Annotated in this window: 19 protein-coding genes; 10 read left to right on the top strand and 9 right to left on the bottom strand. The window is 69.0% G+C overall.

Features of this window, described 5'->3' with window-relative positions:
- Nucleotides 1-82: 82 nt before the first annotated feature.
- A complete protein-coding gene (gene ppsA / locus ACAG26_RS17595; RefSeq protein WP_370484358.1) occupies nucleotides 83-2461 on the top strand; it encodes a phosphoenolpyruvate synthase in 2379 nt (792 codons plus the stop codon).
- An 82-nt stretch (nucleotides 2462-2543) separates the two neighbouring features.
- On the opposite strand, the gene ACAG26_RS17590 is transcribed toward ppsA, so the two are convergent.
- The 7 genes from ACAG26_RS17590 to ACAG26_RS17560 all read right to left on the bottom strand — a co-directional run bounded on the left by ACAG26_RS17590 (nucleotide 2544) and on the right by ACAG26_RS17560 (nucleotide 10340).
- On the bottom strand, nucleotides 2544-2747 hold the full coding sequence (locus tag ACAG26_RS17590) for a hypothetical protein (protein WP_370484357.1): 204 nt from the start codon (nucleotides 2745-2747) through the stop codon (nucleotides 2544-2546).
- Between the two features lie 256 nt (nucleotides 2748-3003).
- On the bottom strand, nucleotides 3004-4182 hold the full coding sequence (locus ACAG26_RS17585; protein ID WP_370484356.1) for a CaiB/BaiF CoA transferase family protein: 1179 nt from the start codon (nucleotides 4180-4182) through the stop codon (nucleotides 3004-3006).
- Nucleotides 4175-5125 carry an SDR family NAD(P)-dependent oxidoreductase gene (locus tag ACAG26_RS17580; protein WP_370484355.1) on the bottom strand — a complete coding sequence of 317 codons (951 nt, stop codon included), beginning with the start codon at nucleotides 5123-5125 and terminating at the stop codon, nucleotides 4175-4177. Before ACAG26_RS17580 ends, ACAG26_RS17585 begins: the two co-directional genes overlap by 8 nt.
- The gene (locus tag ACAG26_RS17575) at nucleotides 5103-6941 is read right to left on the bottom strand and encodes a flavin-containing monooxygenase (protein ID WP_370484354.1); all 1839 of its coding nucleotides are present in this window, start codon (nucleotides 6939-6941) and stop codon (nucleotides 5103-5105) included. Before ACAG26_RS17575 ends, ACAG26_RS17580 begins: the two co-directional genes overlap by 23 nt.
- Nucleotides 6938-8119, bottom strand: coding sequence for an LLM class flavin-dependent oxidoreductase (locus ACAG26_RS17570; protein ID WP_370484353.1), 1182 nt, complete (start codon nucleotides 8117-8119; stop codon nucleotides 6938-6940). Before ACAG26_RS17570 ends, ACAG26_RS17575 begins: the two co-directional genes overlap by 4 nt.
- On the bottom strand, nucleotides 8116-9483 hold the full coding sequence (locus ACAG26_RS17565) for an SRPBCC family protein (RefSeq protein WP_370484352.1): 1368 nt from the start codon (nucleotides 9481-9483) through the stop codon (nucleotides 8116-8118). The genes ACAG26_RS17570 and ACAG26_RS17565 overlap by 4 nt, the downstream gene beginning before the upstream one ends.
- Nucleotides 9480-10340 carry an SDR family NAD(P)-dependent oxidoreductase gene (locus tag ACAG26_RS17560; RefSeq protein WP_370484351.1) on the bottom strand — a complete coding sequence of 287 codons (861 nt, stop codon included), beginning with the start codon at nucleotides 10338-10340 and terminating at the stop codon, nucleotides 9480-9482. Before ACAG26_RS17560 ends, ACAG26_RS17565 begins: the two co-directional genes overlap by 4 nt.
- 155 nt (nucleotides 10341-10495) lie before the next feature.
- Here ACAG26_RS17560 and ACAG26_RS17555 point away from each other — a divergent pair, with 155 nt between their 5' ends.
- The 8 genes from ACAG26_RS17555 (at nucleotide 10496) to ACAG26_RS17520 (ending at nucleotide 18521) form a co-directional block, all read left to right on the top strand.
- Nucleotides 10496-12085 carry an SMP-30/gluconolactonase/LRE family protein gene (locus ACAG26_RS17555; protein ID WP_370484479.1) on the top strand — a complete coding sequence of 530 codons (1590 nt, stop codon included), beginning with the start codon at nucleotides 10496-10498 and terminating at the stop codon, nucleotides 12083-12085.
- Between the two features lie 10 nt (nucleotides 12086-12095).
- Complete coding sequence (locus ACAG26_RS17550) at nucleotides 12096-12827, top strand: GntR family transcriptional regulator (RefSeq protein ID WP_370484350.1); 732 nt, start codon at nucleotides 12096-12098, stop codon at nucleotides 12825-12827.
- A gap of 7 nt (nucleotides 12828-12834) precedes the next feature.
- On the top strand, nucleotides 12835-14385 hold the full coding sequence (locus tag ACAG26_RS17545; RefSeq protein ID WP_370484478.1) for an AMP-binding protein: 1551 nt from the start codon (nucleotides 12835-12837) through the stop codon (nucleotides 14383-14385).
- Entirely contained in the window at nucleotides 14378-15160 is a 783-nt protein-coding gene (locus tag ACAG26_RS17540; RefSeq protein ID WP_370484349.1) for an SDR family NAD(P)-dependent oxidoreductase, read from the top strand. The genes ACAG26_RS17545 and ACAG26_RS17540 overlap by 8 nt, the downstream gene beginning before the upstream one ends.
- A complete protein-coding gene (locus tag ACAG26_RS17535; RefSeq protein WP_370484348.1) occupies nucleotides 15145-16617 on the top strand; it encodes an AMP-binding protein in 1473 nt (490 codons plus the stop codon). Before ACAG26_RS17540 ends, ACAG26_RS17535 begins: the two co-directional genes overlap by 16 nt.
- Nucleotides 16618-16656: 39 nt before the next feature.
- On the top strand, nucleotides 16657-16878 hold the full coding sequence (locus tag ACAG26_RS17530) for a type II toxin-antitoxin system VapB family antitoxin (RefSeq protein WP_370484347.1): 222 nt from the start codon (nucleotides 16657-16659) through the stop codon (nucleotides 16876-16878).
- A 5-nt stretch (nucleotides 16879-16883) separates the two neighbouring features.
- Entirely contained in the window at nucleotides 16884-17291 is a 408-nt protein-coding gene (locus tag ACAG26_RS17525) for a PIN domain nuclease (protein ID WP_370484346.1), read from the top strand.
- Between the two features lie 96 nt (nucleotides 17292-17387).
- Nucleotides 17388-18521 carry an epoxide hydrolase family protein gene (locus ACAG26_RS17520; RefSeq protein ID WP_370484345.1) on the top strand — a complete coding sequence of 378 codons (1134 nt, stop codon included), beginning with the start codon at nucleotides 17388-17390 and terminating at the stop codon, nucleotides 18519-18521.
- Nucleotides 18522-18598: 77 nt separating this feature from the next.
- Here the strand turns inward: ACAG26_RS17520 and car are convergent, their stop codons facing one another.
- Together car and ACAG26_RS17510 are read right to left on the bottom strand one after the other, a co-directional pair.
- Nucleotides 18599-22111, bottom strand: coding sequence for a carboxylic acid reductase (gene car / locus ACAG26_RS17515; RefSeq protein ID WP_370484344.1), 3513 nt, complete (start codon nucleotides 22109-22111; stop codon nucleotides 18599-18601).
- A gap of 127 nt (nucleotides 22112-22238) precedes the next feature.
- The gene (locus tag ACAG26_RS17510; RefSeq protein WP_370484343.1) at nucleotides 22239-24308 is read right to left on the bottom strand and encodes an acyltransferase family protein; all 2070 of its coding nucleotides are present in this window, start codon (nucleotides 24306-24308) and stop codon (nucleotides 22239-22241) included.
- Nucleotides 24309-24571: 263 nt separating this feature from the next.
- On the opposite strand from ACAG26_RS17510, the gene ACAG26_RS17505 reads away from it, so the two are divergent.
- Nucleotides 24572-25234, top strand: a complete 663-nt coding sequence (locus tag ACAG26_RS17505) for an O-methyltransferase (protein ID WP_370484342.1) — start codon at nucleotides 24572-24574, stop codon at nucleotides 25232-25234.
- Nucleotides 25235-25302: the final 68 nt, after the last annotated feature.

Raw genomic sequence — 25302 nt, 5'->3', positions numbered from 1 at the left:
CGAGGGTTCTGTTGGGGTTGGCGCCATCCGCAGCGCACGATACCAGCCCCTCCGACCACCGCTGTTTGATGAGGAGGCCCGCGTGAGCGACCTGGTGCTGTGGCTAGACCAACTGGGCATGGCCGACCTGGGCGAGGTCGGCGGCAAGAACGCCTCGCTGGGCGAGATGATCGGCAACCTCGCCGAGCTGGGCGTGTCGGTGCCCGGCGGGTTCGCCACCACCGCCAGCGCGTTCCGACGCCATCTGCACGACAGCGGTCTGGCGGCACGCATCGCCGACCGGCTGCAGAACCTCAACGTGCAGGACGTCGACCTGCTGGCCAGCAGCGGCAAGGAGATCCGCGGCTGGATCACCGAGACCGCGCTGCCCGCCGAGTTAGAACAGGCGATCCGGGACGGCTACGCCAAGCTGTGCGACGACGCCGGCGCCCCGGACGTTGCGGTGGCGGTGCGCTCGTCGGCCACCGCCGAAGATCTGCCCGACGCCTCCTTCGCCGGCCAGCAGGAAACCTTCCTCAACGTCACCGGCATCGACAACGTCCTGCACACGGTCAAAGAGGTCTTCGCGTCCCTCTACAACGACCGCGCGATCGCCTACCGCGTGCACCAAGGCTTCCGGCACGACGATGTTTTCCTCTCCGCGGGCGTGCAGCTGATGGTGCGCTCGGACGTGGGTGCCGCCGGGGTGCTGTTTACGCTGGACACCGAATCGGGTTTCCGCGACGTCGTGTTCGTCACCGGCAGCTACGGCCTGGGTGAGATGGTGGTTCAGGGCGCGGTGAACCCCGACGAGTTCTACGTGTTCAAGCCCACCTTGACCGCCGGTAAACCCGCGCTGCTGCGGCGCAGCCTGGGGGCCAAGCAGCAGCGCATGGTCTATTCCGATCGGCCCGGCGAGCGGGTGCGGGTCGAAGACACCCCCGCCGAACAGCGGCGCCGCTTCTGCATCACCGACGAGGACGTGCACGAACTGGCGCGTCAGGCCCTGGTGATCGAGCAACACTACGGCCGCCCGATGGACGTCGAATGGGCCAAGGACGGCCACACCGGAAAGCTCTACATCGTGCAGGCCCGCCCGGAGACGGTGAAGTCGCGCGCGCATGCCACCCAGCTGGAGCGCTTCCAGCTCAACGAGCAGGGCGAGGTGTTGACCCAGGGCCGCGCCATCGGCCAGAAAATCGGGGCCGGTCAAGCGCGGATCATCCGGTCGCTGCAGCAGATGAACAGCTTCCGGGAAGGCGACGTGCTGGTCGCCGACATGACCGACCCGGACTGGGAGCCGATCATGAAGTGCGCCGCCGCCATCGTCACCAATCGCGGCGGCCGCACCTGCCATGCGGCGATCATCGCCCGCGAGCTGGGCGTGCCGGCGGTGGTCGGAACCGGCGACGCACTGGAGCGCATCCCGGACGGCGCGGCGGTGACGGTGTCGTGCGCGGAGGGCGACACCGGCGTCGTCTATGAAGGCCGGCTCGACTTCGACCGGGTCACCGCGGACCTGGGCGCGATGCCGGAGCCGCCGCTGAAGATCATGATGAACGTCGCCAACCCGGACCGCGCGTTCGATTTCGGCATGCTGCCCAACGCCGGTATCGGCCTGGCGCGGCTGGAGATGATCATCGCCAGCCACATCGGGGTGCACCCGAAGGCGCTGCTCGACTACGACCGCCAGGATGACGAGACCCGGGCGACGATCGACGCGCGAATGGCCGGCTATGCCGATCCGGTGAGCTTCTACGTCGACCGCCTGACCGAGGGCATCGCCACCATCGCCGCCTCGGTGCATCCCAAGCCGGTGATCGTGCGGCTGTCCGACTTCAAGTCCAACGAGTACGCCAACCTGATCGGCGGCCGCCGCTACGAACCGCACGAGGAAAACCCGATGATCGGCTATCGCGGCGCCAGCCGTTACGTCGATCCGGGCTTTGCCGACGCGTTCGGGTTGGAGTGCGCGGCGGTGAAAAAGGCGCGCGAGACGATGGGGTTCACCAATATTTGGGTGATGATCCCGTTCGTGCGGACACTCGACGAAGGCCGCAAGGTGATCGAGGTACTGGCCCACAACGGCTTGCGGCAAGGCGAGCACGAGCTGAAGGTCATCATGATGTGCGAGGTGCCCTCCAACGCCCTGCTCGCCGACGAGTTCCTGGATGTCTTCGACGGTTTCTCGATCGGCTCCAACGACCTCACCCAGCTCACCTTGGGCCTAGACCGCGACTCCGGCATCGTCGCCGACCTGTTCGACGAACGCGACCCGGCGGTGAAAAAGTTGCTGGCGCTGGCGATTAGCACCGCTCGCGCGAAAGGCAAGTACGTGGGGATCTGCGGCCAGGGCCCCAGCGACCATCCCGACCTGGCCGAATGGCTGATGGAACAAGGCATCGAGTCGGTGTCCCTGAACCCGGACACGGTGGTGGATACCTGGCTGCGGCTGGCGAAGAAGAAAGCGGGTACCGGGTAGGCCCGGCCAGCACCCCGCCGAGCAGACGCAAAAGCCCCTTGAAACACCTGTTTTCGGGGGCTTTTGCGTCTGCTCGCGCGACCTACTCGCGCCCCGGTGGGTGCCACGGGTGCCCGCCCAGCGAGGCGGTGATCACCGCGGGCGGCATCCGCGACACGTACAGCTCGGCGCGCTGCTGCGGCGTCAGATGCCGCCAGGCCCGTAGCCGGCTGGCCGCGCGGCGACCCGCATGCCGCAACACCGCGGAACACCTGGCCGAAACGGGGCGGCGGACAACAAAATCCATGACCTTCTCCTGTCCGGAGGCCCGTCCGGTCGGGAAGTTCGCGCGACGGCGACGGCTCGGGCTTAGCCGACAACAGGGGTACCCGGACCGGGTCGGGCCGAAACTGCGGTCAAACACGGATGTGGACTATCGCTGCGACACAATCTCGCCCTCACCTCCTCGGTCCAGATATCCATCGGGCGGTCAGCGTTCGTTCCATGCTGGCACCGCGGCCCGGGCCCGTCAATCACCCGTCGCCACGACCTGTGGACAAACGCTATCCCGCGCCGCGCGCCGGCTCGGCGGCCAACCCGAGTTCCTCCAGCACCGCAGCGGTGTCGGCCCCCAACTCCGGGGCGGGGCCCGCGACGCGGCCCGGGGTCCGCGAAAACCAGGTCGGCACACCGGGAAACCGCACCGCCCCGTGCGGGGAGTCCACCGTCTCGAAAAAGCCGACCGCGTTCAGGTGCGGATGGTCGAACAGCGCCCCGGGGGTATGCAACGGCGCCGCGGGGATTTCCAACTCGCGGAACAACGCCAGCCATTCGGCGGTGGTGCGCTCCCGCAGCGTCTCGGCCAGCAGAGCATAGACGGTGTCGATCTCGCGGGCCCGGCTCTCCACGGTGGCGTACCGGGCGCTGGCCCACGGCGGCTGCACCGCGCCGATAAAGGCGTTCCAGTGTTTGTCGTTGTAGATCAGCGCGGCGAGGTAGCCGTCGCTGGTGGCATACGGGCGGCGGTTGGGCGCCAGCGCCCGCGGATAGCCCGCCGGGCCCAGCGGCGGGTCGAAGATGGCGCCGTTGGCGTGCTCGACCAGCATGAACGACGCCATCGTCTCGAACATGGCGGCCTCCACCTCCTGGCCCTCCCCGGTCCGTTCCCGGTGGAACAGCGCCATCATGGTGGCGTACAGCGCGGTGAGCCCGGCGACCTTGTCCGCCATGATGGTGCCGACATAGCTGGCCTCCCCGGTCAGCTGTTGCTGCACGGCCGGCAACCCGCATTCAGCCTGGATGGTGTCGTCGTAGGCGGGCAGGTCGCGGCCGGGCCCGCGCCGGCCGTAGCCGTAGCAGTTGGTGTACACGATCCCCGGGTTGAGGGCCGCGACCGCGTCGTAGCCGAAGCCGAGCTTGCTGATCGCCTTGGCCCGCATCGAGTGGATGAACACGTCCGCGGTGCCGATCAACGCCCGCAGCGCCGTTTTCCCGGCCTCGGTGTGCAGGTCCAACACCACGCTGCGCTTGCCGCGGTTGACGTTGACGAACACCCCGCTCATCGCCGGCGCCGGCCCGACCGAGATGTAGCGGGTGGTGTCGCCGTCGGGTGACTCGACCTTGATCACGTCGGCGCCCATATCGGCCATGATCTGGGTGCAGTACGGTCCCATCACCATCGCGGTCAGGTCGATCACCCGCAGCCCGGCCAGCGGCCCGGTCGCCTCGGTGGGCCTAGCCATGCTGTGCTCCTTGTCGGGTGCCGTGTTCGGCCATCGCGAAGCTGTACCGGATGTGGTCGACGTGCCCGTCGGGCACCGCCGGAAAGATCACCGGGGCGCCGGTGTCCCTGATCGCGGCCAATTCCTCGCCGACCTGCTCGATCGACCACGACGGCCGGAACACGCCGGGGGTTTCGGCGATCACGGCCCGTGCCACCCGGCCGGCGATGGCGATCAGCATTTCGCCGCTGACCGAACAGGATTCGTGGGCCAGCCAGCCCACCACCGGCGCCACCAGCTCCGGGCCCCACGGCGGGTAGGCCGAGGTGTCGATGCCGTCGGCCATCCGGGTGTCGGCGGCCGGCACGATGATGTTGCAGCGCACCCCGGACGCGGCGCCTTCCAGCGCGGCCACGTTGGACAGCCCGATCAGGCCGGCCTTGGCGACCGCGTAGTTGGCCACCCCGTGGTTGCCGTACAGGCCGCCGATCGACGAGGTCAACACGATGCGGCCGTAGCCCGCCGCGCACATGGCCGGAAACGCCGGCCGGACAACGTGAAACGCCCCGCGCAGATGGACGTCGACGACGGCGTCGAAGTCGGCGTAGCTCATCTCGAGCAGCGAGCCGCGCCGCACGGTGCCGGCGTTGTGGATGAGGACATCGAGGCGGCCGTAGCGGTCCAGCGCCGCGGCGATGATCGCGGCACCGCCGCCCGCGGTGGCCACCGACTCGGTGCAGGCGACGGCCTCGCCGCCGGCCGCGGTGATCTCGGCGACCACCTGCTCGGCGGGGACGGTGTCGGCGCCGTCGCCGCCCAGGCTGCCGCCGGGGTCGTTGACGACGACCTTGGCGCCACGCGACGCCAGCAGCAGCGCGTAGGCGCGCCCGAGCCCGCGGCCGGCGCCGGTGATGACGGCGACGCGGTCGTCGAAGCGCAGCTCAGGTTCCCAGGATGAGGCCATCGAGATCGCCTTTGTCGCGCCATTGCTGCAGCAGGTCCCCGAACGCGTAGAACCCGGGCCCGTACGGTTCGCCCAGATGGGACCGGATGCCCTCACCCCCGCCGCCGCCTTCGTTGTTGTAATAGCCCGGCGTGCAGGCTTGATCGAACGCCGAATTGTCGATCGCGGTCTCCCGGATCGTCTGGCACCACTGGTCCTGGGCCTGCTGGCTGGGCTCGACGGTGGTGGCGCCGCGGGCCAGCGCCGCGGCGATGATGTGCGCGATGTGCTCGCCCTGCAGTTCGTAGTTCGCGGCGATATTCGCCGAGATCCCCACCTGGGTGAAGCCGGTGTAGAACTGGTTGGGGAAGCCGCGGCTGGTCATCCCGTGGAAGGTTTTGTATCCGTCCCGCCAGTAGTCGTACAGCGACAGCCCGTCGCGGCCCTCGATCGCGTCGATGGAGTAGCGGCGCGAAATCTCGGTGGTGATCTCGAAGCCGCTGGCATAGATGATGCAGTCGACCTCGTACTCGACACCGTTGGCCACCAATCCGTTCGGGGTGGCCCGCTCCACCCCCTTGGTCGCCGACACGTCGACCAGCGTGACGTTGGGCCGGTTGAAGGTGTCCAGATAGTCGTCGTTCGAGCAGGGCCGTTTGCACAGGAACCGGTAGTAGGGTTTGAGCGCCTCGGCCGTCGCCGGGTCCGCGACGATGGCCGCCACGCGGCGGCGCAGCCGCTCCATGACCTTGTAGTCTTCCTCCTCCCGCAGCGCCATGAACTGCTCGGGCGTCAACGACGCCGGGTCGTCCAGCGCCAGCACCCGGGCGGCGGTGTTGCGGCCGAGTTCGGTCCAGAAGTCGCAGACCAGATCCGGCTGCCCCAACGCCATCCCCTCGAACGTCCAGGCGTGGAAGTTGCGTTGCCGCTCCTTTTGCCAGCCCGGCTGCAGGGATTTCACCCAGTCGGGGTCGGTGGCGGTGTTGTTGCGGACGTCGACGGTGGACGGGGTGCGTTGAAACACGTACAGCTGCTTGGCGTAGCGGCCCAAGAACGGCACCACCTGAATCCCGGTGGCGCCGGTGCCGACCAGCGCGACCCGCTTGTCGGCGAGCTTGTCCAAACCGCCGCCGGCGTCCCCGCCGGTGTAGTCGTAGTCCCACCGCGAGGTGTGAAAGCTGTGCCCGCCGAAGGCCTGGATGTTGGGGATGCCGGGCAGTTTGGGCCGGTGGAACGGCCCGGAGGCCAGCACCACGAACCGGGCGCGCAGGTCGTCGTCGCGGTTGGTGCCGATCCGCCACCGGTTGATCTCGCCGTCCCACCGCAGGTTTCGCACCTGGGTGGACAGGATCGCGGAATCGTAGAGGCCGAAGTGCTTGGCGATCCGGCGGCAGTGCTCGAAGATCTCGGCGCCGTCGGCGAACTTCTTGCTCGGCATGAAGTCCAGCTCTTCGAGCATCGGGATGTAGCAGTAGGATTCGTTGTCGCACTGGATGCCCGGATAGCGGTTCCAGTACCACACCCCGCCGAAATCGCTGCCCAACTCGATGATCCGCACGTCGTCGACGCCGGCTTTTTTGAGGTGGGCGGCGGTCAGCAGCCCCCCGAAGCCCCCGCCGAGGACCGCGACGTCGATGTCGGCCGAGATCGGGTCCCGGACCAGCGGCGGTGAATGCGGGTCGGTCTCGTAGTAGCCGGCGAAATCGTCGGATAGTTCGACGTACTGTTTGGACCCTTCGGCGCGCAGCCGCTTCTCGCGTTCGGTCCGGTATTTCTGCCGCAGTGCGTCGATGTCGATGTCGTCGGGGGTCTGCGTGGGCGGGCAGCTGCTGGTCATGCCAGCGACTTCTCCGGCAGCGCGGCCGGGTGCAGCGGCGCCTCCATCTTGTGCACCTCGGGCAGCACCTCCTTGGCGAACAGTTTGGTGCTAGCCATGGCGTCCTCGTAGGGCATGGTGCCGAACTGCGGGACGATCGTCATCTCGGAAAACGAACACGCCTCCTGGGCGGCGGCGATCCGTTTGAGGATTTCCTCGGGCGTCCCGATCAGCAGGTTGGATGCGTGGTAGCCCGGGGTCTTCTGCGCGGGCGGTTTGCCGTCGCCGGTGACCGCCGAGGCGAGCACCGCGGTCGCGCTGGCCTCCCGGGCAGCGTAGGCCTCATACCCCTTGACACCCTTGAAGTTCGAGGCGTCGGCGAAGCCGTAGTGCACGGTGACATCCCGGTTGGCGGTCCAGATCCACTCTTCGGTCTTGGCCGCGTCGGCCTCATTGGCCACGCAGTACATGAACATCACGTTCTTGGGCTGGCACGGTTCCAGGCCTTCTTCGGCGCGGAAGGTGTTGACCTTTTGCACCTCGGCGCCGGCATCCCAGATCGGCTTGTTGCCGACGAACAGCGGCACCATGCCGCGGCGGGCCAGGATCTCCAACGATTCCGCTGTCGACGACGAGCTGTAGATGCGGGAGAACAGATCGTCGCTGAACGGCGCCGGCCGCAGCGACATTTCCGGGACCTTGAAGATCTCCCCGTCGTAGGAGAACCGCTCCCCGGAGAACGCCAGCTGCAAAATGTCGAGGGTCTCGTTGAAACGCTGCCGGCTTTCCTCCCGGGGCACCCCGACGGCTTCGAATTCGCCCTTGGAGACGCCGCGCCCGATCCCGATGGTGGTGTAGCGGCCGCCCGAGACGATGTCCAGGTAGGCGATCTGGTGGGCCAGCCGAACCGGATGCCACCACGGCGCGACCACCACGAAGGTGCCCAGGCCGACCCGCTCGGTGCGCCCGGCGAAATAGGTCAGCGCCTGAATCGGGTTGGGGGTCATCCCGTACGGGGTGCCGCAGTGCTCCGGGAACCAGATGCCGTCGAAGCCCAGCGGCTCGGCCAGGTCGCCCAGCGCCAGCGCCGCTTGCACGCATTTCCAGTCCGGGGTGGCCGGCGGTGTCGAGAAATCGCCGGCGAGGACGCGTTCCCAGTCCTGCGAGTTTTGAGCACCGGTGCCCAGGTTGACTTTCATCGGTTGTCCTCCTTAGTTGGGAGTTCTTGCGGGTCGCCGGTACCCATGTACTTCGACAGTTGGTGATGCAGGTTGACCGTGCTGCGTTCCCGGTACGGGTTGGGTTTGGTACCGGGGAAACCCAGCGATTTCATGCCCCGCTGGACCGCCGCCATATTGGAGAAGTCCTGCGGCAGCACCGACCGCCAGCGCGGGTCGCCGACCGGTGTGTACTCCCATTGGGTGTGCGGCTCTTCATCTTTCGGGTACAGCTCGAAGACCGACACTTCGAAGATGCACTTATCCGGGTTGTAGCTCGGGTCGGGGCGGGCGCTGTAGCACAGCGCGCTGGTCAGGCCCTGGCCGATCTGGAAGTTCGGGAAGATCTGCCAGGCGGTGCCGCTTTGGCCCAGGATGTCGGCCGGAATAGTCGGCCAGATCACGCCGCGCGCCTCGTCATCGCGGCGCGCCGAGGACAACCAGTGCTCGAGCACCTTGTCGGCGGGGGTGCCCTCGGGCAACTCGTCGACCAGCCGCAGCGCCGCGTTCACCAGCGTCTGCGTGGTCGTCGCGTTGGTCTCCTCCATGGTGTAGACCTGCATCTCCGCGGTGGAGATCCGCGGATCCCCGGTGCCCAACCGGATCTTCGACTTGGTTTCCTCCAGGTCATCGGGTGCGTCGTAGCCGATGTTGGAGTGTTTGCCCTGAGCCTTGGCCCAGCCCTTGAATTCGCCGAACTTGTTGAACTCCGGGTGGGTGGTATAGACGTGGTAGGTCTCGTTGAAGGCCTCCATCGCGACCTTCCAGTTGCAGTCGAAGTTCAGCCACTTGCGCCACTTGTAGCGCATGTTCTGCAGCCCGAACGGGTCGAGGATCTTGGCGGCGGGAAACAGGTAGTCGGCCAACGGTTCACAGTCCGGGTCCATGTTGATCCACAGCCAACCGCCCCAGGTGTCGACGCTGACCGGCGCCAGGTGGGTGTTGTCGGCGGTCAGCGCGCCCCGCCAGTCCGGGCGCTCCCGGATGTGGGTGCACGCCCCGGACAGGTCGTAGGTCCAGCCGTGGAACCCGCACACGAACGACTTGCGGGTCCGATCACAGGCGTTCTTGGCCCCCGCCGGGGTGTCGACCAGCCGCCGGCCGCGGTGCATGCACACGTTGTGGTGCGCGGCGAACTCGTGGGTGCCGGTGCGCACCACGATGATCGAATCGTCGAGGATGTCGTAGGTGAGGTAGCTGCCCACCTCGGGCAGCTCTTCGACCCGACCGACCTGCTGCCACACCTTGCGCCACAGCCGGTCCCGCTCGGCGCGGGCGTAGTCCGGGCAGATGTAGGCCTCCACCCCGATCGTCGTCGGCGCGGACAGCTCGTCGGAATCGGTCACGGTTCCTCCCAACGGGTGATGGCGGCGCGGAAGGCTTCGTCCTTGAGGAATAGCGAGGTGTTGTCCGCGCCCAGATGCGTCCATTTGAGGTCCAGCCCCCCGTCGACCAGCAGGGTTTGGCCGGTGATATAGCTCGACAGGTCCGACAGCAGAAACAGGATGGCGCCGGCCTGCTCGTCGGGGCGGCCCCGGCGCCCCATCGCGATCGCCCGCCGGTCGCGGTCGGGGTCGGCGTCGACGTAGGTGGCCGACGCCGCCGTCTCGGTCACCCCGGGGGCGACCGCGTTGACCCGGATCCGGTGGCCGGCCAGTTCGACGGCCATGGTGCGGGTGGCCGCCACCACCGCCGCCTTGGCGGTGCCGTAGCCGATGTGAAACGGCGCGGTGTTCATCCCGCTGATCGACGAGATCGACACGATCGAGCCGGGCCGGCGCTGCGCGACCAGTTCGGCGGCCACCGCCTGGCTCATGAAGAACATGGTTTCCAGGTTGTCGGCGAACAACCCGCGCCAGTCCGCGCGGCGCACCCGCGTGCACGGCATCCAGGTCGCCGGTGCGGCCCCGCCGGCCACGTTCACCAGCCCGTACAGCTCGCCGTCGGCGGCGCGGGCCTGCTGCAGCACCGCGGCGATGCCGTCGTCGGTGGCGGCGTCGGCGACCGTCGGCACGATCGACAGGCCCCGGTCCACCAGCGGCCCGAGGTGCCGGTCGAGGTTGTCCCGACATCGGCTCACCGCGACGACGGTGGCCCCGGCCTCGGCGGCCATGCGGGTCACCGTGGTGCCGATCCCGCCGCCGCCGGCGCCCGACACCACGACGACGCGACCGTCGAGGCTCAGCAGATCGTTCTCACCCAAAGTATTTGTCCGGACCAGGTAGTTGTGTGCATTGAATTGAGAATATGATTCTCTACAGCTGATCCCGGCGTCAAGGGGTGATTTTTGGGCGGGTGGCGTTATTGTCTGGACCAATACCGCTTGCTAACGTGCGAGCGATGACGGTCGGAACACCCATGCCGCAGCCGGACAGCCGCTACGCCGCCCCGGCGGCGCCCCGCCTCGCCGAGGGCTGGCAGCTGCAGAGACTGACCCCGCCGAGTCGGCTGTTCGGCGCGAACGGTCTGCGCACCGGCGCCGACGGCCGCGTCTACGTCGCACAGGTCACCGGGAGCCAGATCAGCGCGCTGGACCTGCAGACCGGTCAGCTGGCGACCGTCAGCGCCAAGGGCGGCGACATCATCGCGCCCGACGATGTCGCCTTCGACCCCGCCGGCAACCTGTACGCCACCGAGGTGATGGACGGGCGGGTCAGCGTGCTCGACACCGCGGGCCGCGCCCGGGTGCTGCGCGACGACGTGCCGTCGGCCAACGGCATCACCGTGCACCGGGGCCGGTTGTTCATCGGCGAATGCCGGGAGGGCGGGCGGCTGCTTGAACTCGACCTGAACGGCGGCGCGCCGCGGGTGCTGCTGGACAACGTGCCCTCCCCCAACGCCATGGAGGTCGGGCCCGATGGCCTGTTGTACTTCCCGGTGATGGGCGCCAACGAGATCTGGCGCATCGATCCGGACGGGGGCGAGCCGCAGCGCGTCGCCGCCGACCTGGGCGTGCCCGACGCGGTGAAATTCGACGCCGACGGCCAACTGGTGTCGACCCAGGTGCACAGCGGGCAGGTGCTGCGGATCGATCCGCGCACCGGGACGCGCACCGTGCTGGCCGACCTGAACCCCGGCCTGGACAACCTGACGTTCGTCGGCGACCGGTTGTTCGTCTCGAATTTCACCGGCGAGATCACCGAAATCCTGGGTCACGGGCAAACCCGCACCGTGCTGCCGGGCGGGTTGAACTGGCCGCTGGACCTGGCGGTGGGCCACGACGGCGTCCTGCACATCGCCGACGGCACCTACTGCTACGCGCTGGGCCCGGACCGGGCACTGCACACGGTAGGGATGCTGTTCAGCCCGGGCTACCCGGGTTTTCTGCGTGGGCTGACCCCGGCCGGGCCCGGCGAGTTCGTCGTCACCACCTCCGGCGGACAGGTGTCGCGGTACCGACCGGCCAGCCAGCACAGCGAGGTGCTGGCCGACGGATTCGATCAGCTCTACGGGGTCGCGCTCGCCCTGGACGGGGCGGCGGTGGTGGCCGAGTTCGGCACCGGGCGGCTGCTGGCGGTCCGGGCGGGGCAGGTCGAGGTGCTGGCCTCCGGGCTGAGCGATCCGGTGGGGGTTGCGATCGGCCCCGACGGCGCCTTCCTGGTCGCCGAGACCGGGCGGGTGGTCGCGGTGACCGGTTCGGGCAGCGAACCCGTGCTGGACGGGTTGGCGCGCCCGCACGGGATCGCGGTGCACGACGGGCAGCTCTACGTCGTGGACGCCGACGACAAGACGCTGATCGGCTTCGATCTGGAGCGCCAGACCCGACGCGTCATCGCCGCCGACCTGCCCGTCGGCGCCCCGGCCGGGGTGGCCCCCAAGCCGCTGCGGGGCATGCCGCCGTTCTCCGGGCCGCAGGGTCCGTTCGCCGGGATCGCGGCCGGACCCGACGGCACCCTGTACCTGTCGGCCGACGCCGAGGGCAGCGTGCTGGCGCTGCGACGGACCTAGGCGCACCCCGATGCCCGACAACGACCACCGTTACCTGCAGGTGGCGCGCACCCTGCGCAAGGAGATCGTGGACGGCGTCTACCCGGTGGGCTCCCAGCTGCCCACCGAACACGAGCTGTGCCAACGATTTTCGGTCAGTCGGTACACCGTGCGGGAGGCGCTGCGCCGGCTGCGCGACGATAACCTGGTGGCATCGCGGCCGCGGGCGGGCACCCTGGTGGTGCCCCGACCGACCTCGGACTCCTACGTACAAGACGTCATGTCGATCAACGACCTGCTGGCGTTTGCGACCGGCGCCCGCTTCGCCATCGAATCCAGCGCCATGATCACCGTGGACGATGCGTTGGCCGGCCGGACCGGGCTGGCCAGCGGCGAGTCCTGGCTGGCGGTGCGCGGCTACCGGCAGGGCGAGGGTGCGGATTTTCCGCTGTGCTGGACCGAGTACTACATCAACCGGGCGTTCGCCGGGGTGGGCCGGCTGCTGCAGCGCCACGAGGGGCCGATCTTCCCGCTGATCGAGGACCTGTTCGGGCAGAACATCGTCGAGGTGCATCAGGAGATCGCCGCGGTGCTGATCGCGCCGCCGCTGGCGGCGGGCCTCAAGGTGGAGCCGGGCACCCCGGCGCTGGAAGTGCGCCGCACCTACACCACCTCCGACGGCGAGGTCGCGCAGGTCACCATCAACACCCATCCGGCGTCGCGGTTCCGGCACGCGATGACCATGCGGCGAGTGCGAGGCTAGGGCGGTGATGGACCGCGCGGCCGCCGCCTACGCGCATCGGTGGTGGGTGAAAACCACGCTGGCCGACACGCTGCGCGAAGCCGCGCGACGCACCCCCCGGCGGGTCGCGCTGATCGACGGCGCCTGCCGACTGGACTGCCAGGCCCTGCACAGTCAGGCCGAGGCCCTGGCCCGGGCCCTGGTGGCGCGGATGCCGGTCGGCAGCGTGGTGTCCTTCATGCTGCCGAATTGGCATGAGGCCGCGGTCATCTACCTCGGGGCGACGTTGGCCGGGATGGTGGTCAACCCGATCCTGCCGTCGCTGCGGGATCGGGAGCTGGCGTTCATCCTCGACGATGCCGACACCCGGATGATCTTCGTACCCGGCGACACCGGCCGCTACGACTATCCCGCGCTGCTGGACCGGGTGACCGCACAGTTGGCTGCCCCACCGGAGGTCGTCGTGGTGCGCGGCGGCCGCGGCGAGCACGGCTACGCGGCGCTGCTGGGTCAGCGGCCCGCCGCCCAGCCGCTGCCCACGCTCGACCCGGACGCGGTGCGGATGATTATGTACACCTCGGGCACCACCGGCCGGCCGAAAGGGGTGCTGCACAGCCACAACTCAATTCATGCGCTGATCAGCCAGATCCGGGACCACTGGCTGGTCGAGTTCGGGGACACGTTTCTGGTGCCGTCCCCGATCGCGCATATCGGCGGGTCCATCTACGCGTTCGAGTGCCCGCTGCTGCTGGGCACCACCGCGGTGCTGATGGACCGTTGGAACCCGGAGGCCGCGGTGGCGCTGATGCAGGCCGAGCACTGCACCCACCTCGCCGGGGCGACCCCGTTTCTGGATCAGCTGCTGGCCGCGGCGCAGCGGGCCGGGACCCGGCTGCCCGATTTGAAGTTGTTCGTCTGCGGCGGCGCCTCGGTGTCGCCGACCCTGATCCGGCGCGCGGCCACGCATTTTGAACGCGCCGTCATCACCCGGGTGTACGGCTCCACCGAGGTGCCGGTCACCACGATCGGCGCGCTGGGCCCCGCCGACCGCGACCACGCCGCGGACACCGACGGCCGGCCCGGTCTGGCCGAGGTGCGGCTGGTCGACGGCGAGATCCGGGCGCGCGGACCGCAAATGCTGGTCGGCTACCGGCACCCCGAGGATGCGGCCGACGCGTTCGATGAGGACGGTTTCTTCCGCACCGGGGATCTGGCCCGCTGGGTCGACGACGAGTTCCTGGTCGTCACCGGCCGCGCCAAGGACCTCATCATCCGCAGCGGGGAGAACATCTCCCCCAAGGAGGTCGAGGACCTTCTCGTCGGGCATCCCGACGTGGCCGAGGTGGCCGTGGTGGGCCTCCCCGACGACCGCACCGGCGAACGCGCCTGCGCGGTCGTCGTGCCCGCGGCCGCGCCCGGCCCGGACGTCGCCGCGCTGCGCGGCTTCCTGCAGGCGCACGGCCTGGCCACCTTCAAAGCCCCCGAGCGGGTGGTGCTCTGGGACGCGCTGCCCAAAAACGACGCCGGGAAAGTATTGAAGCAGCGGATCAAGGCAATGCTGATGACAACGGATGAGTGATATGCAGACAGCGGTAGTGACCGGGGCGAGCAGCGGAATCGGTTGGGGCTGCGCGGTGCGGCTGGCGCAGGCGGGGATGGCGGTGCTGGGCACCGGACGCGACGGCGGACGGCTGGCCGAATTGGAGCGCGCCATTGGCGATCCCGACCGCGTCGCGACCCTGGCCGTCGACCTGCTCGACGAGGATGCGCCGCGGCGGATCGTCGACGCGGCGGTGCAGCGGTGGGGGCGGATCGACTTCTTGGTCAACAACGCCGGGGCGGGCAGCCCCAAACCGGTGCACGAGACCGACGACGAGAACCTCGACTATTTCCTGGGTTTGATGCTGCGGGCCCCGTTTCGGTTGACCCGCGAGGCGCTGCCGCACATGCGGCCGGGGGCGGCGATCATCAACATCACCTCCACCTTCGCGGTCGTCGGTGGGCTGCGCGGCGGGGCGTACTCGGCGGCCAAGGGCGGGCTGACCGCGCTAACCACCCACCTGGCCTGCCAGTACGGGGCGCAGGGCATCCGCTGTAATGCCGTCGCCCCCGGCGTGATCCGCACCCCGATGACCGAGCACCGGCTGGCCGAGGAGCGGTTCCGCCGCATCAACACCGAGATGACCCCGCATCAGCGGTTGGGGACCGTCGACGACGTGGCGGACACGGTGGCGTTCCTGTGCTCGCCGGGCGGCAGCTTCATCAACGGGCAGACCATCGTGGTCGACGGCGGCTGGAGCTCCACGAAATACCTGTCCGAGCGGGCCCTGACCTCGCAGTGGACGACGCCGTGAACCTGTTCGCGCTGCTCGATCAGACCGCGCACCGCTTCGGTGACCGCGGCGCGGTCTACGACGGGGCAGACCGCTGCTGCAGCTGGGACGAGCTGCGGGACCGTGCGCTGGCGCTGGCCGGTTCACTGCGCGGTGCGTCGGGGACGCGGATCGCGATTGCCAGCGAGAACCGGCCGGAGATCGTCGAGCTGTTCTTCGGGATCTGGGCGGCCGAAGCCGTGGCGGTGCCGCTCAACTACAAGCTGCATCCCCGCGAGATGGCGCAGATCCTCACCGACGCCGATGTCACGCAGGTGTTCGCCTCGCCGACCATCGCCGCCCAGCTCGCCCCGGTGACCGACGTGCCGGTGCAATCCGTTGCCACCGAGGAGTATTCACGTCGGCTCAGCGCGGAGCCGGCAGCGCCACCGGACACCGACCCGTCGACGTTGGCGTGGCTGTTTTACACCAGCGGCACCACCGGGCGCGCCAAGGGCGCGATGCTCAGCCACCGCAACCTGATGGCGATGACGCTCGCCCACCTGGCCGACATCGATGACCCCGACCAGGATGGCGCGCTGGTGCACGCCGCGCCGATGTCGCACGGGTCGGGGCTCTACATTCCGGCCTACGTCGCGCGCGGTGCGCGCCAGGTGATCCCGGCGTCGCACGGGTTCGACGCGGACGAGTTTTTGGATCTGTGTGACCAACATCGCGGCTGCAGCGCGTTTTTGGCGCCGACCATGGTGCAGCGGCTGGTCGCGACCGGCCGGGCCTGCCCGCGTCAGCTGCGTACGATCATCTACGGCGGCGGCCCGATGTATGTCGACAGCCTCAAAAAGGCGATGGCCGCATTCGGTCCGATCTTCGCGCAGATTTACGGCCAGGGCGAATCCCCGATGACCATTACCGGGCTGCGCCGCGCCGACCACGACGCCGCCAACGAGGCGCTGCTGGGGTCGGTCGGCTACCCCCGCGCGGGGGTGCAGGTCGCGGTGCTGCGCGACGACGGCACCCCGGCCGCGTGCGGCGAGGTCGGTGAGATCGTGTGCCGCGGCGACGTGGTCATGTCCGGCTATTGGAACAATCCCGACGCCACCGCCGCGACGCTGCGGGACGGCTGGCTCTACACCGGCGACCTGGGCTCCTTCGACCCTGCCGGCTTCCTGACCCTGCACGACCGTTCCAAGGACGTGGTGATCAGCGGCGGCAGCAATATCTATCCACGGGAGGTGGAGGAGGCGCTGCTGGACCATCCCGAGGTTGCCGAGGCCGCGGTGATCGGGGCGCCCGACCCGGAATGGGGTGAGGTGGTGGTCGCGGTCGTGGTGGGCCGGGTCGACGCCGCCGCGCTGGACGCGCACCTGCTGGCGCGCATCGCCCGGTTCAAGCGGCCCAAGCGCTACGTGTTCACCGACGAACTGCCGAAGAACAGCTACGGCAAGGTGCTCAAGCGGGAGCTGCGGGCGCGGTTGTAGGGCACAGCAAAGGTATTCGTCGGTGCTATTTTTGTATATATGGCGAGGACGCTTGTAGATATCGACGATGATGCCCTCGCAGCGGCTGCGAAGGTGCTGAAAACCTCGACCAAGAAGGACACCATCAACACCGCACTGCGCGAGATCGCGATGCGCGACGTCCGCGCGCGGATGCTCGATCGGTTCGCCGATGACCCGCAGTATTGGGAACAGCAGCAGAAGGCCCGCGAACGCGTGTGGCGCCGCGACGACGTCGAATGAACCCGGTGTATCTGGCTGACACATCGGTGTGGCACTGGGCGCGGCACCCGGCGGCCCGTGCGGCGTTGCAGGACGAACTCGACCGTGGCACCGTCGCTACCTGCGCGATCATCGATGCCGAGTTGATCGTGTCGGCGCGAAATGAGCGTGAGGCCGCCGAGATCACCGAAGACCGTCGCGCGCTGCACTGGCTGCCGAGCCCGGACGAGATCTGGGACGAGGTGCTGGCCACACAGATGTCGCTGGTCGCCAAATCGCTGCATCGGTCGGTGAAGCTACCGGATCTGGTTATCGCGGCCGTTGCCCGCCGCAATAGTGCGACGGTGCTGCACTACGACCATGACTACGACGCCATCGGCGAGGTCACGAACCAGCCGATGCAGTGGCTCGTACCGCCCGGTTCGCTGGCATAGGCGCCTGGTCGATGCGCTGACCCGATGATGCCGACCGGACGCTTGGGCACCTCCCCGCTCGCCGCGGGACCGGCCGCGGAAGGAAGGATTAGGGATATGCCCGACACACGACCCTTCCGGATCGACATTCCCGACGATGTGCTGACCGATCTGCGCCGCCGCCTGGCCGCCACCCGCTGGCCGGAGGCCGAATGCGTCGACGACTGGAGCCAGGGCATACCGCTGGCCTACACCCGCGAGTTGGCCGACTACTGGGCCACCGGCTACGACTGGCGGGCGCGGGAGGCGGCACTGAACCGGTTCGACCAGTTCATCACCGAGATCGACGGCCTGGATATCCATTTCATCCATCAGCGGTCCCCCCACGACGGCGCGTTTCCGCTGATCATCACCCACGGCTGGCCCGGATCGATCGTCGAGTTCGCCAAGGTCATCGAGCCGCTGACCGACCCGACCGCGCACGGCGGCCGCGCCGAGGACGCGTTCCACGTGGTGTGCCCGTCGCTGCCCGGTTACGGCTTCTCCGGCAAGCCCGCGGCCACCGGGTGGGGCGTCGAGCGGATCGCCGCCGCCTGGGAAACGCTGATGACCCGGCTGGGCTATGACCGTTACGGCGCCCAGGGTGGCGACTGGGGTTCGGCGGTCACCACCCAGATCGGCCGCAATGTCGGGCACTGCGCGGGCATTCACGTCAACATGCCGATCGCCGCGCCGCCCGCGGAGGCACTGAAGGATCCCACCGACGCCGACCGGGCCGCGCTGGCGGCCATGAAGGACCACCAGCGGTGGGGCACCGGGTATTCCAAGCAGCAAGCCACCCGGCCGCAGACCTTGGGCTACGGGCTGGTCGACTCGCCGGTCGCCCAGTTGGCGTGGATCGTCGAGAAGTTCTGGGCGTGGAGCGACTGCGACGGCCACCCCGAAAATGCGTTGTCCCGCGACGAGATGCTCGACAACGTGATGCTGTACTGGACGACCGGCACCGGGGCGTCCTCGGCGCGGCTGTACTGGGAATCGTTTGCGACCTTCCGCGACAGCGGCCGGGTCGAGTTGCCGACCGGGGTGGCCCAGTTCCCCAAGGAGATTTCCTGCCTGCCGCGGTCGTGGTGCGAGAACAGCTACCACATCACCCGCTGGACGGCGATGCCGCGCGGCGGGCACTTCGCCGCATTCGAGCAGCCCGAACTGCTCGTCGACGACGTGCGCGCGTTCTTCGCCACCGTGCGCTGACGCCCACACGCCGAGAAGACGCAAAAGCCCCCAATTCGCCGTTGAATTGGGGGCTTTTGCGTCTTCTCGCGGGAAAACTACAGCAGGCCGAGCAGCTGCAGGTCGGTGATGTACTTGACGATCACCGCCGGCGTGACATGCGGGATGTCTTTGTCCGGACCGATTTTCGCCTCTTGCACCGCGGCACGGAACCGGTCGGTCGGGGCGATCGATCCGCAGATCGGCGTCTCCGGCTTCTGGTAGTTGTGCAGCAGCGGCAGCAGCGACGCCTGACGTTGCTTCTCCGGCAGCGCCCGCAGGGTGGTCTCAAACCGCTGCAACCACTCGGCGTAGTCGGCGATCCGCCGGAGCGGGTAGCCGGCGTCGATCAGCCAGTCGACGTACTCGTCCATGCCGATACCGTCGTCGTACGGGTTCATCACGTGGTAGGTGGCAAACCCGTCGCCGGCCTTGGCGCCCAGCGTGGAGATGGCCTCGGCGATGAACTCGACCGGCAGACCGTCGTAGTGGGCGCGTTGCCGCTTGCCCTCGCCGTCCAGCTCGTAGAACGAACCGGGCGCGATCCCGGTGGCGACCAGGGACAGCATCATCCGGGTGAACATGTCCGGCAGGTTGAGCTGGCCCGCGTAACTGGTGTCGGCCAGGATCATGTCGCAGCGGAACACCGCGACCGGCAGCCCGCACAGATCGTTGGCCTCCCGCAGCAGCACCTCGCCGGCCCACTTGCTGTTGCCGTACCCGTTGGCGTAGCCGTCGTTGATCGCCCGCACCGGGCTCATCACCCGCACGTCGGCGTCCTCGGTGAACTTGCCGGGGGTGATCTGGTCGCCCACCCCGATCGTCGACACGTAGGTAAACGGCTTGATCTTGGTGGTGAGCGCGATCCGGATCAGCTCGGCGGTGCCCAACGCGTTGGGGCCGAACAGCTGGCTGTACGGCAGCACGTGGTTGACCAGCGCCGCCGGGTCGACGATCAGGTCGACGGTGTCGGCCAGCCGCTGCCAGGTCGCCGCGTCCAGGCCGAGGTTGGCCTCGCCCTTGTCACCGGCGATGACCTCCAGGTGCTTGGCGGCCAGCTCGGTGTAGCGGGCCAGCAGCTTCTCATCGCCGCTGTCGAACGTCTTGTCCAGCCGGGCCCGCGCGTCGTCGTCGGACTTCGCGCGCACCAGGCAGATCAGCGTGCCGTCGACGGTGGCCATCCGCTCCAGCCACTCCAGCGCCAGGTAGCGACCCAGGAAGCCGGTGGCGCCGGTGAGCAGCACGGTGCGCACCTGCTCGCTCGGTCCGGGCAGCGTCGGCGCCGCGGCCAGCGTGGCCGCGTCGAGGAACTTGTCCAACGTCAGGTCGGCGGCGGCCACCTCGACCGCGTCGCGGCCGTGCACGCTGGCGAACGTGGGCCGCTTGGAGCCGGCCCGCTCGGCCTCGACATAGTCGGCGATGGCCTGCAGGTCAGACGCCGGGCTGACGATCACGCCCACCGGCACGTCGACGTCGAAGATCTCGTGCAGCAGGTTGGCGTAGGTCAGCGCCGACAACGAGTCGCCACCCAGGTCGGTGAAGTGCGCCTCCGGCGCCAGATCACCGGCCGCCGCGCCCAGCAGTGCCGCCGCGGCCCGGCTGACCGTCACCAGTACCGGCGCCTCGGCGCCGCTGCGGCGCAGCTCGTTGAGCTCGTTGGTCTGGCCCTCGGCCAGCTCGGCGTAGAGCTGTTCCAGCCGCTCGCCGTAATGCGCCTTGAGCTTGGGCCAGGCCAGCTTGCGGATGCCGGTGAGCAGACCGTTCTCCAGGGTGAACGGGGTGGTTTCGATGAGGAAGTCGCGCGGCACCTCGTAGGACTGCAGGCCGGCTTCTTTGGCCACGTTCTGCAGCGACTCGGCGATCAGCGGCTTGAGCGCCTCGAGGGAGTGCCCGGCCAGGGCGTCCTCGGTCGGCACGATCACCGCCAGCAGATAGGGATGAGCGCTGTTGCCGTAGACGTAGATCTGCCGCACCAGCGGGCTGTTGCCGAACACCGCCTCCAGCTTGGCGACGGTGACGAACTCGCCCTGGGCCAGTTTGAGCACGTTGTTGCGGCGGTCGACGTACACCAGCTTGTCGGGGCCGACCTCGGCGACGACGTCGCCGGTGCGGTAGTAGCCGTCGTCGTCGAACACGCCGGCGGTGACCTCGGGCCGCTTGTAGTAGCCGGGGAACATGTTCTCGGTCTTCAGCAGCAGCTCACCGCGGGGGTACGGCTGGTCGGTGCTGTAGTAACCCAGGTCCGGGACGTCGGCCAGCTTGTAGTCGAGCACCGGCGGACGCTGGATCTCCCCGTCGAACAGGACCATGCCGGCCTCGGTGGAGCCGTAGCCGTCGAGCACATGCTGCTCGGTCAGCGCCTCGACCCACGCCTTGAGCTCGGGGGAGATCGGGGCCGAGCCGGTCATCACGAAGTGGAACCGCCCGCCCAGCAGGTTCTGCCGCTGTTCGGCCAGCACCCGCGCCTCAACGGCCGCCCGGTCCCTGCTGTCAGTGCCGTCGGCACACTGGCGACCGACCTCGCTCTGAAACTCCTGGAACAGCATCTCCCAGATGCGGGGCACGAAGTTCAGCTCGGTGGGCCGCACCAGGGTGAGGTCCTCCAGCAGCGTCGACAGGTCGCTGCGGGCCGCAAAGTAGGCGGTGCCGCCGTTGCCGAGCGTGCCGTACAGGATGCCGCGGCCCATGACGTGGCTCATCGGCATGAAGCTCAGGGTGATCGACGCCGCGCTCGGGCCGAACCAGTTCTTGGTGGAACGCTGCCACATCTTGGCGACGTTGCGCTGCGGGTACATCGCGCCCTTGGGGGCGCCGGTGGACCCGGAGGTGTAGATCAGCAGCGCCAATGCGTCGTTGTCGGCGCCGGCGGGCAGCGGCGGGGCCGGCAGCGCCGCGCCGCGGTCCAGCACGTCGGCCAGGGTCTCCACCGCCACCGGGGTGTCCGCCAGCTGCGCGCGGGCGGCGTCGACGGCGTCGCGGTGGTCGTCGACCTGCGGGTGGTAGTCGAACACCACCAGCCGTCCCGGCACGTGGCCGGCGCGGATCAGCTCGACGGCGTCGGACAGGCTGTCCACGCTGGCCGCGAGCAGCACCGGTTCGGTTTCGGCGACGATGGGCTGCAGCTGGGTGGTCGCTGCGCTGGTCTGCAGCGGCACCGACACCGCGGCCAGCTGCGCCAGCGCCACGTCGATGGTGGTGTAGTCCACGCTGGTGAAGCCCAGCACCGCCACCCGGTCACCGGGTTGCACGGTCTCGGCGGCCCAGGCGGCGGCCAAGGCCGTGACGCGGTCCGACAACTCGCGATAGGTGATGGTCTCGAACTTCGGCAGCAGCTGGGCCGACGTGCGCCCGGTGGCCGGGTCGGTGACGAACTCGACCGCGCGTTGTCCCAGCGCGGGTCGGTCGGCGTAGCCGTCCAGCACGGTTTGGATGACCCGCGGCAGGCCCAACTCGGGCTGCTCGGTCGCCGCGGCGACGTCCGGGTCGGGCCGGGCGGCGGCGAACTGCGGGTCACTGGCGGTCAAATCGGCGATGCGGCGCTCCAGCCGCTCGTCCTGGGTTTCAATTGACATAACAGAACCTCTAAAGAAGCAAATTGGGGAAGTTGGTCTGCGCAACGCTGCGCATAACAGAAACTACGTTAGCAAAACTAATTTTATTCCGGGAAGGGTGCTCCGCTGTGAAGCTGCGCACATGCCGTTAGCGCAGGGCCTGCTCCAGCCACGGGGTCAGCCACTCCGCGCCCTCTTGGGTGAAGTGCACGCCGTCGCTGCGGACCTTGATGCCGTCGACCTTGGCGGTGTAGACGCCGTCCGGGCAGAGCTTCTTGTTGAGGTCGACCACCGTGATGTTGCGGTTGTGGCCGATCACGCGGCGTAGCAGCGCGTTCCACTGATCGACCCGGTGCGGGTCGTCCTCGGGGTACAGGCTGCCGTCCGGTTTCTCCCCGTAGCGGCTGTAGGGCACCGTGGTGACCGCCACCCGGGCGCCGGTGGAGCCGAGCACGTCGAACGCGCGGCGCAGTTCGACGGTGAGGTACGCGTCGAAGGTGGGGTCACCGATGTGGGTCCAGCGGCCCTCGTTGACCCGGTCCACCGTCTCCCACCGGCCGATGATCAGCAGCGCCACATCCGGCTGGTCGGTGGCGACCTGCTGGGCCCATCGACTGGGCCAGGCGTCGCATTCGGATTTTTGGTCCAGGGTCTCCCCGGAGTAGCTGTACGGCCCAGCCCGCACAATGCTGCAGCCGATGATGGTGTGGTCGATGAAGTCGTAGCCGGGGGTGGCCGGCAGGTAGTGCATCAGCGTCCAGCCGATCGAGTCACCGAATACCGACACGGTGCGGGGTCGGTGGGGGTCGCGCTGCGCGACGGCGCGCGCCGGACGCTTTTTGACCGGCGGTGACGGCGACACCGCCGCCGCGGCCGAAATCCCGGGCGGCAGGCCGGGCGTGCGGTCCGCGCGCGGCTGGGTGCCGACCGGTACGACCAGCACGGTCACCGCGACGGCGGTGGCGATGGTGGCCCCCGCCAGCGGCAACTGCGGCACCAACACCGGCCGCCACCGCCGGATCGGCTGTTCGATCGCCCACCACGACACGGCGGCCACCGCCACGGTGACCGCGCAGCGCACCGCGAACAGCCGCCAGCCCGACCATCCGGTGCGTTCCCCGTTGACCACCAGGAAGATCGGCCAGTGCCACAGGTACACGCCGTAGGAGATGGCGCCCAGCCACACTAGCGGGCGCCAGGACAACACCCGGGCCAGCAGGCCGTCCTGGTGCAACGCCACCGGCGCGATGACCAGGATGGCGGCCACGGCCACCACGGTCAGCGAGCCGGAGCGGAACTCGCGGGCGTTGCCGGTGGCGTAGTGGGCCGCCGCCGCTAACACCGCCACGCCGACCGGCGGCAGCAACCGCGCCGCCCATCTGCCCCAGCGCGACCGGATCACCGGCCACCCGGCCATCAGCGCCGACCAGTCCCGGACCAGCAGTGCGGCCGCCGCGGCCCCGATCAGCAGGGCTTGCGCGCGGGTATCGGTACCGAAATAGATGCGGTCTCGGCTAGCGTCGGAGGCCAGCACGATCGCCGCGGCCGCCGAGCCCGCCGCGCCCAGGGTCGCCAGCACCAACACACTCAGCCGCACGCCGCCGAGGGTGGCGCAGCGCTCGCGGCGCCGGGCGCGCCACGCCAACAGCAGCGCGACCCCCACCACCAGCAGCGGCCACACCAGGTAGTACTGCTCCTCCACCCCCAGTGACCAGGCATGCTGCAGCGGGGAGGGGGTGCCGCCCTGGGTGAAGTAATCGGTCTTGGCGAAGACGAACCGCCAGTTGGCCACCCAGCAGAACGCGGCGATCGCGTCGTCGCGCAGGCCGGCGACGGCGCTCGACGGGAACAGCTCGCGCGCGACGGCGACCGTCAACACCATCAGCAGCAGCGCGGGCAGCAGCCGACGGCCGCGGCGGACCCAGAACCCGGCCAGGTCGATGCGGCCGGTGCGGCCGAGCTCGTCCAGCAGCAGCGACGTGATCAAAAAACCGCTGAGCACAAAGAACAGGTCCACCCCGATGAAGCCCCCGCCGACGCCGGGGATGCCGCCGTGTTCGGCCAGCACCAACGCGACGGCGACCGCCCGAAGACCGTCCAGGGCGTGGATGCCCGGCCGGCGTTGCCGGCGTCGGGCGGCGTCTTCGCCGCGGGAGGTGGTGAGCCGGGCGGCGCGGGGGACGGGGGCAACCCAGCGGGGCTTTCCGGTGGTGCGCACGGACGCGGGGTAGCGCTCGGCCGCTCCGGTACTCGCTGGCGCGGTGCCCCGAGCAGCCGTCCTGGGCACGCCGCTATTGCCGCCGATACGTCACACCCTCCCTGTCCGGACCACAGCCAGCTTAGGTGGCAAACACCCGCAGAACGCCGACGACACGTCGGTAAGGTAGGGAATTCGGTTCCCGCGCAGCGGTTCTAGTGACGGCGGTCACCGCCCGGGCGGGTGGGCCACCACGGCGCGGCGGTGCCGCCTACGCTCCATTCATGGCCATCACACTGCACGACCCGCGCGTCAAATCAGTCCTAGACCGCATGTATGCCGCCACCGAGAAACAGATGCCGTTGCTGCGGGCCCGCCACGACGACTTTGAGCGGCTGTCGTCGGCCAGCGCGCAGGAGCGTGCCGACGCGTTCAGTGAGTTCTACATCCCGGTCACCCCGGAAGCCGGTCGGCTGCTGTATTCGCTGGTGCGGGCCACCCGGCCGGCCACGGTGGTCGAATTCGGCATGTCGTTCGGTATTTCCGCTATCCACCTGGCGGCCGCGGTCCGCGACAACGGCACCGGACGCGTCATCACCACCGAACTCAGCGACACCAAAATCGCCGCGGCGAAGGAGAACTTCGCCGCAGCCGGGGTCGACGATGTGATTACCGTGCTGGCCGGGGACGCGCTCACCACCCTGGCCGAGCTGGACGGCGCGGTCGACTTGGTGCTGCTCGACGGGTGGAAGGAGCTCTACCTGCCGGTGCTGCAGTTGCTGGAGCCGCGGCTGTCGCCGGGGACCCTGGTCGTCGCCGACAACACCGAGATGGAGGGCACCCAGGCCTACCTGGACTACGTGCGCGATCCCGGCAACGGCTACGTCGGGGTGAACTTCCCGGTCCGCGACTCCGACAGTATGGAGATCAGCTGCCGCGCCGGCTAGCGCCGCCTGGACCCTGGCCGGCGACGCCGGTGTGACAGCGCGCACCCCGGTGGTCCGGCTACCCTGGC

The organism is Mycobacterium sp. pUA109 (assembly GCF_041287095.1).
In the GTDB taxonomy this organism is placed as follows: Bacteria; Actinomycetota; Actinomycetes; order Mycobacteriales; family Mycobacteriaceae; genus Mycobacterium.
This window is presented reverse-complemented; position numbering and strand designations above follow the sequence as displayed.

What these genes read in the sequence shown, in the direction of transcription:
- ACAG26_RS17590 (WP_370484357.1), bottom strand. Translation starts at nt 2,747, where the DNA reads ATGGATTTTGTTGTCCGCCGCCCCGTTTCGGCCAGGTGTTCCGCGGTG.
- ACAG26_RS17585 (WP_370484356.1), bottom strand. Translation starts at nt 4,182, where the DNA reads ATGGCTAGGCCCACCGAGGCGACCGGGCCGCTGGCCGGGCTGCGGGTG.
- ACAG26_RS17580 (WP_370484355.1), bottom strand. Translation starts at nt 5,125, where the DNA reads ATGGCCTCATCCTGGGAACCTGAGCTGCGCTTCGACGACCGCGTCGCC.
- ACAG26_RS17575 (WP_370484354.1), bottom strand. Translation starts at nt 6,941, where the DNA reads ATGACCAGCAGCTGCCCGCCCACGCAGACCCCCGACGACATCGACATC.
- ACAG26_RS17570 (WP_370484353.1), bottom strand. Translation starts at nt 8,119, where the DNA reads ATGAAAGTCAACCTGGGCACCGGTGCTCAAAACTCGCAGGACTGGGAA.
- ACAG26_RS17555 (WP_370484479.1), top strand. Translation starts at nt 10,496, where the DNA reads ATGCCGCAGCCGGACAGCCGCTACGCCGCCCCGGCGGCGCCCCGCCTC.
- ACAG26_RS17550 (WP_370484350.1), top strand. Translation starts at nt 12,096, where the DNA reads ATGCCCGACAACGACCACCGTTACCTGCAGGTGGCGCGCACCCTGCGC.
- ACAG26_RS17545 (WP_370484478.1), top strand. Translation starts at nt 12,835, where the DNA reads ATGGACCGCGCGGCCGCCGCCTACGCGCATCGGTGGTGGGTGAAAACC.
- ACAG26_RS17540 (WP_370484349.1), top strand. Translation starts at nt 14,378, where the DNA reads ATGAGTGATATGCAGACAGCGGTAGTGACCGGGGCGAGCAGCGGAATC.
- ACAG26_RS17530 (WP_370484347.1), top strand. Translation starts at nt 16,657, where the DNA reads ATGGCGAGGACGCTTGTAGATATCGACGATGATGCCCTCGCAGCGGCT.
- ACAG26_RS17520 (WP_370484345.1), top strand. Translation starts at nt 17,388, where the DNA reads ATGCCCGACACACGACCCTTCCGGATCGACATTCCCGACGATGTGCTG.
- car (WP_370484344.1), bottom strand. Translation starts at nt 22,111, where the DNA reads ATGTCAATTGAAACCCAGGACGAGCGGCTGGAGCGCCGCATCGCCGAT.
- ACAG26_RS17505 (WP_370484342.1), top strand. Translation starts at nt 24,572, where the DNA reads ATGGCCATCACACTGCACGACCCGCGCGTCAAATCAGTCCTAGACCGC.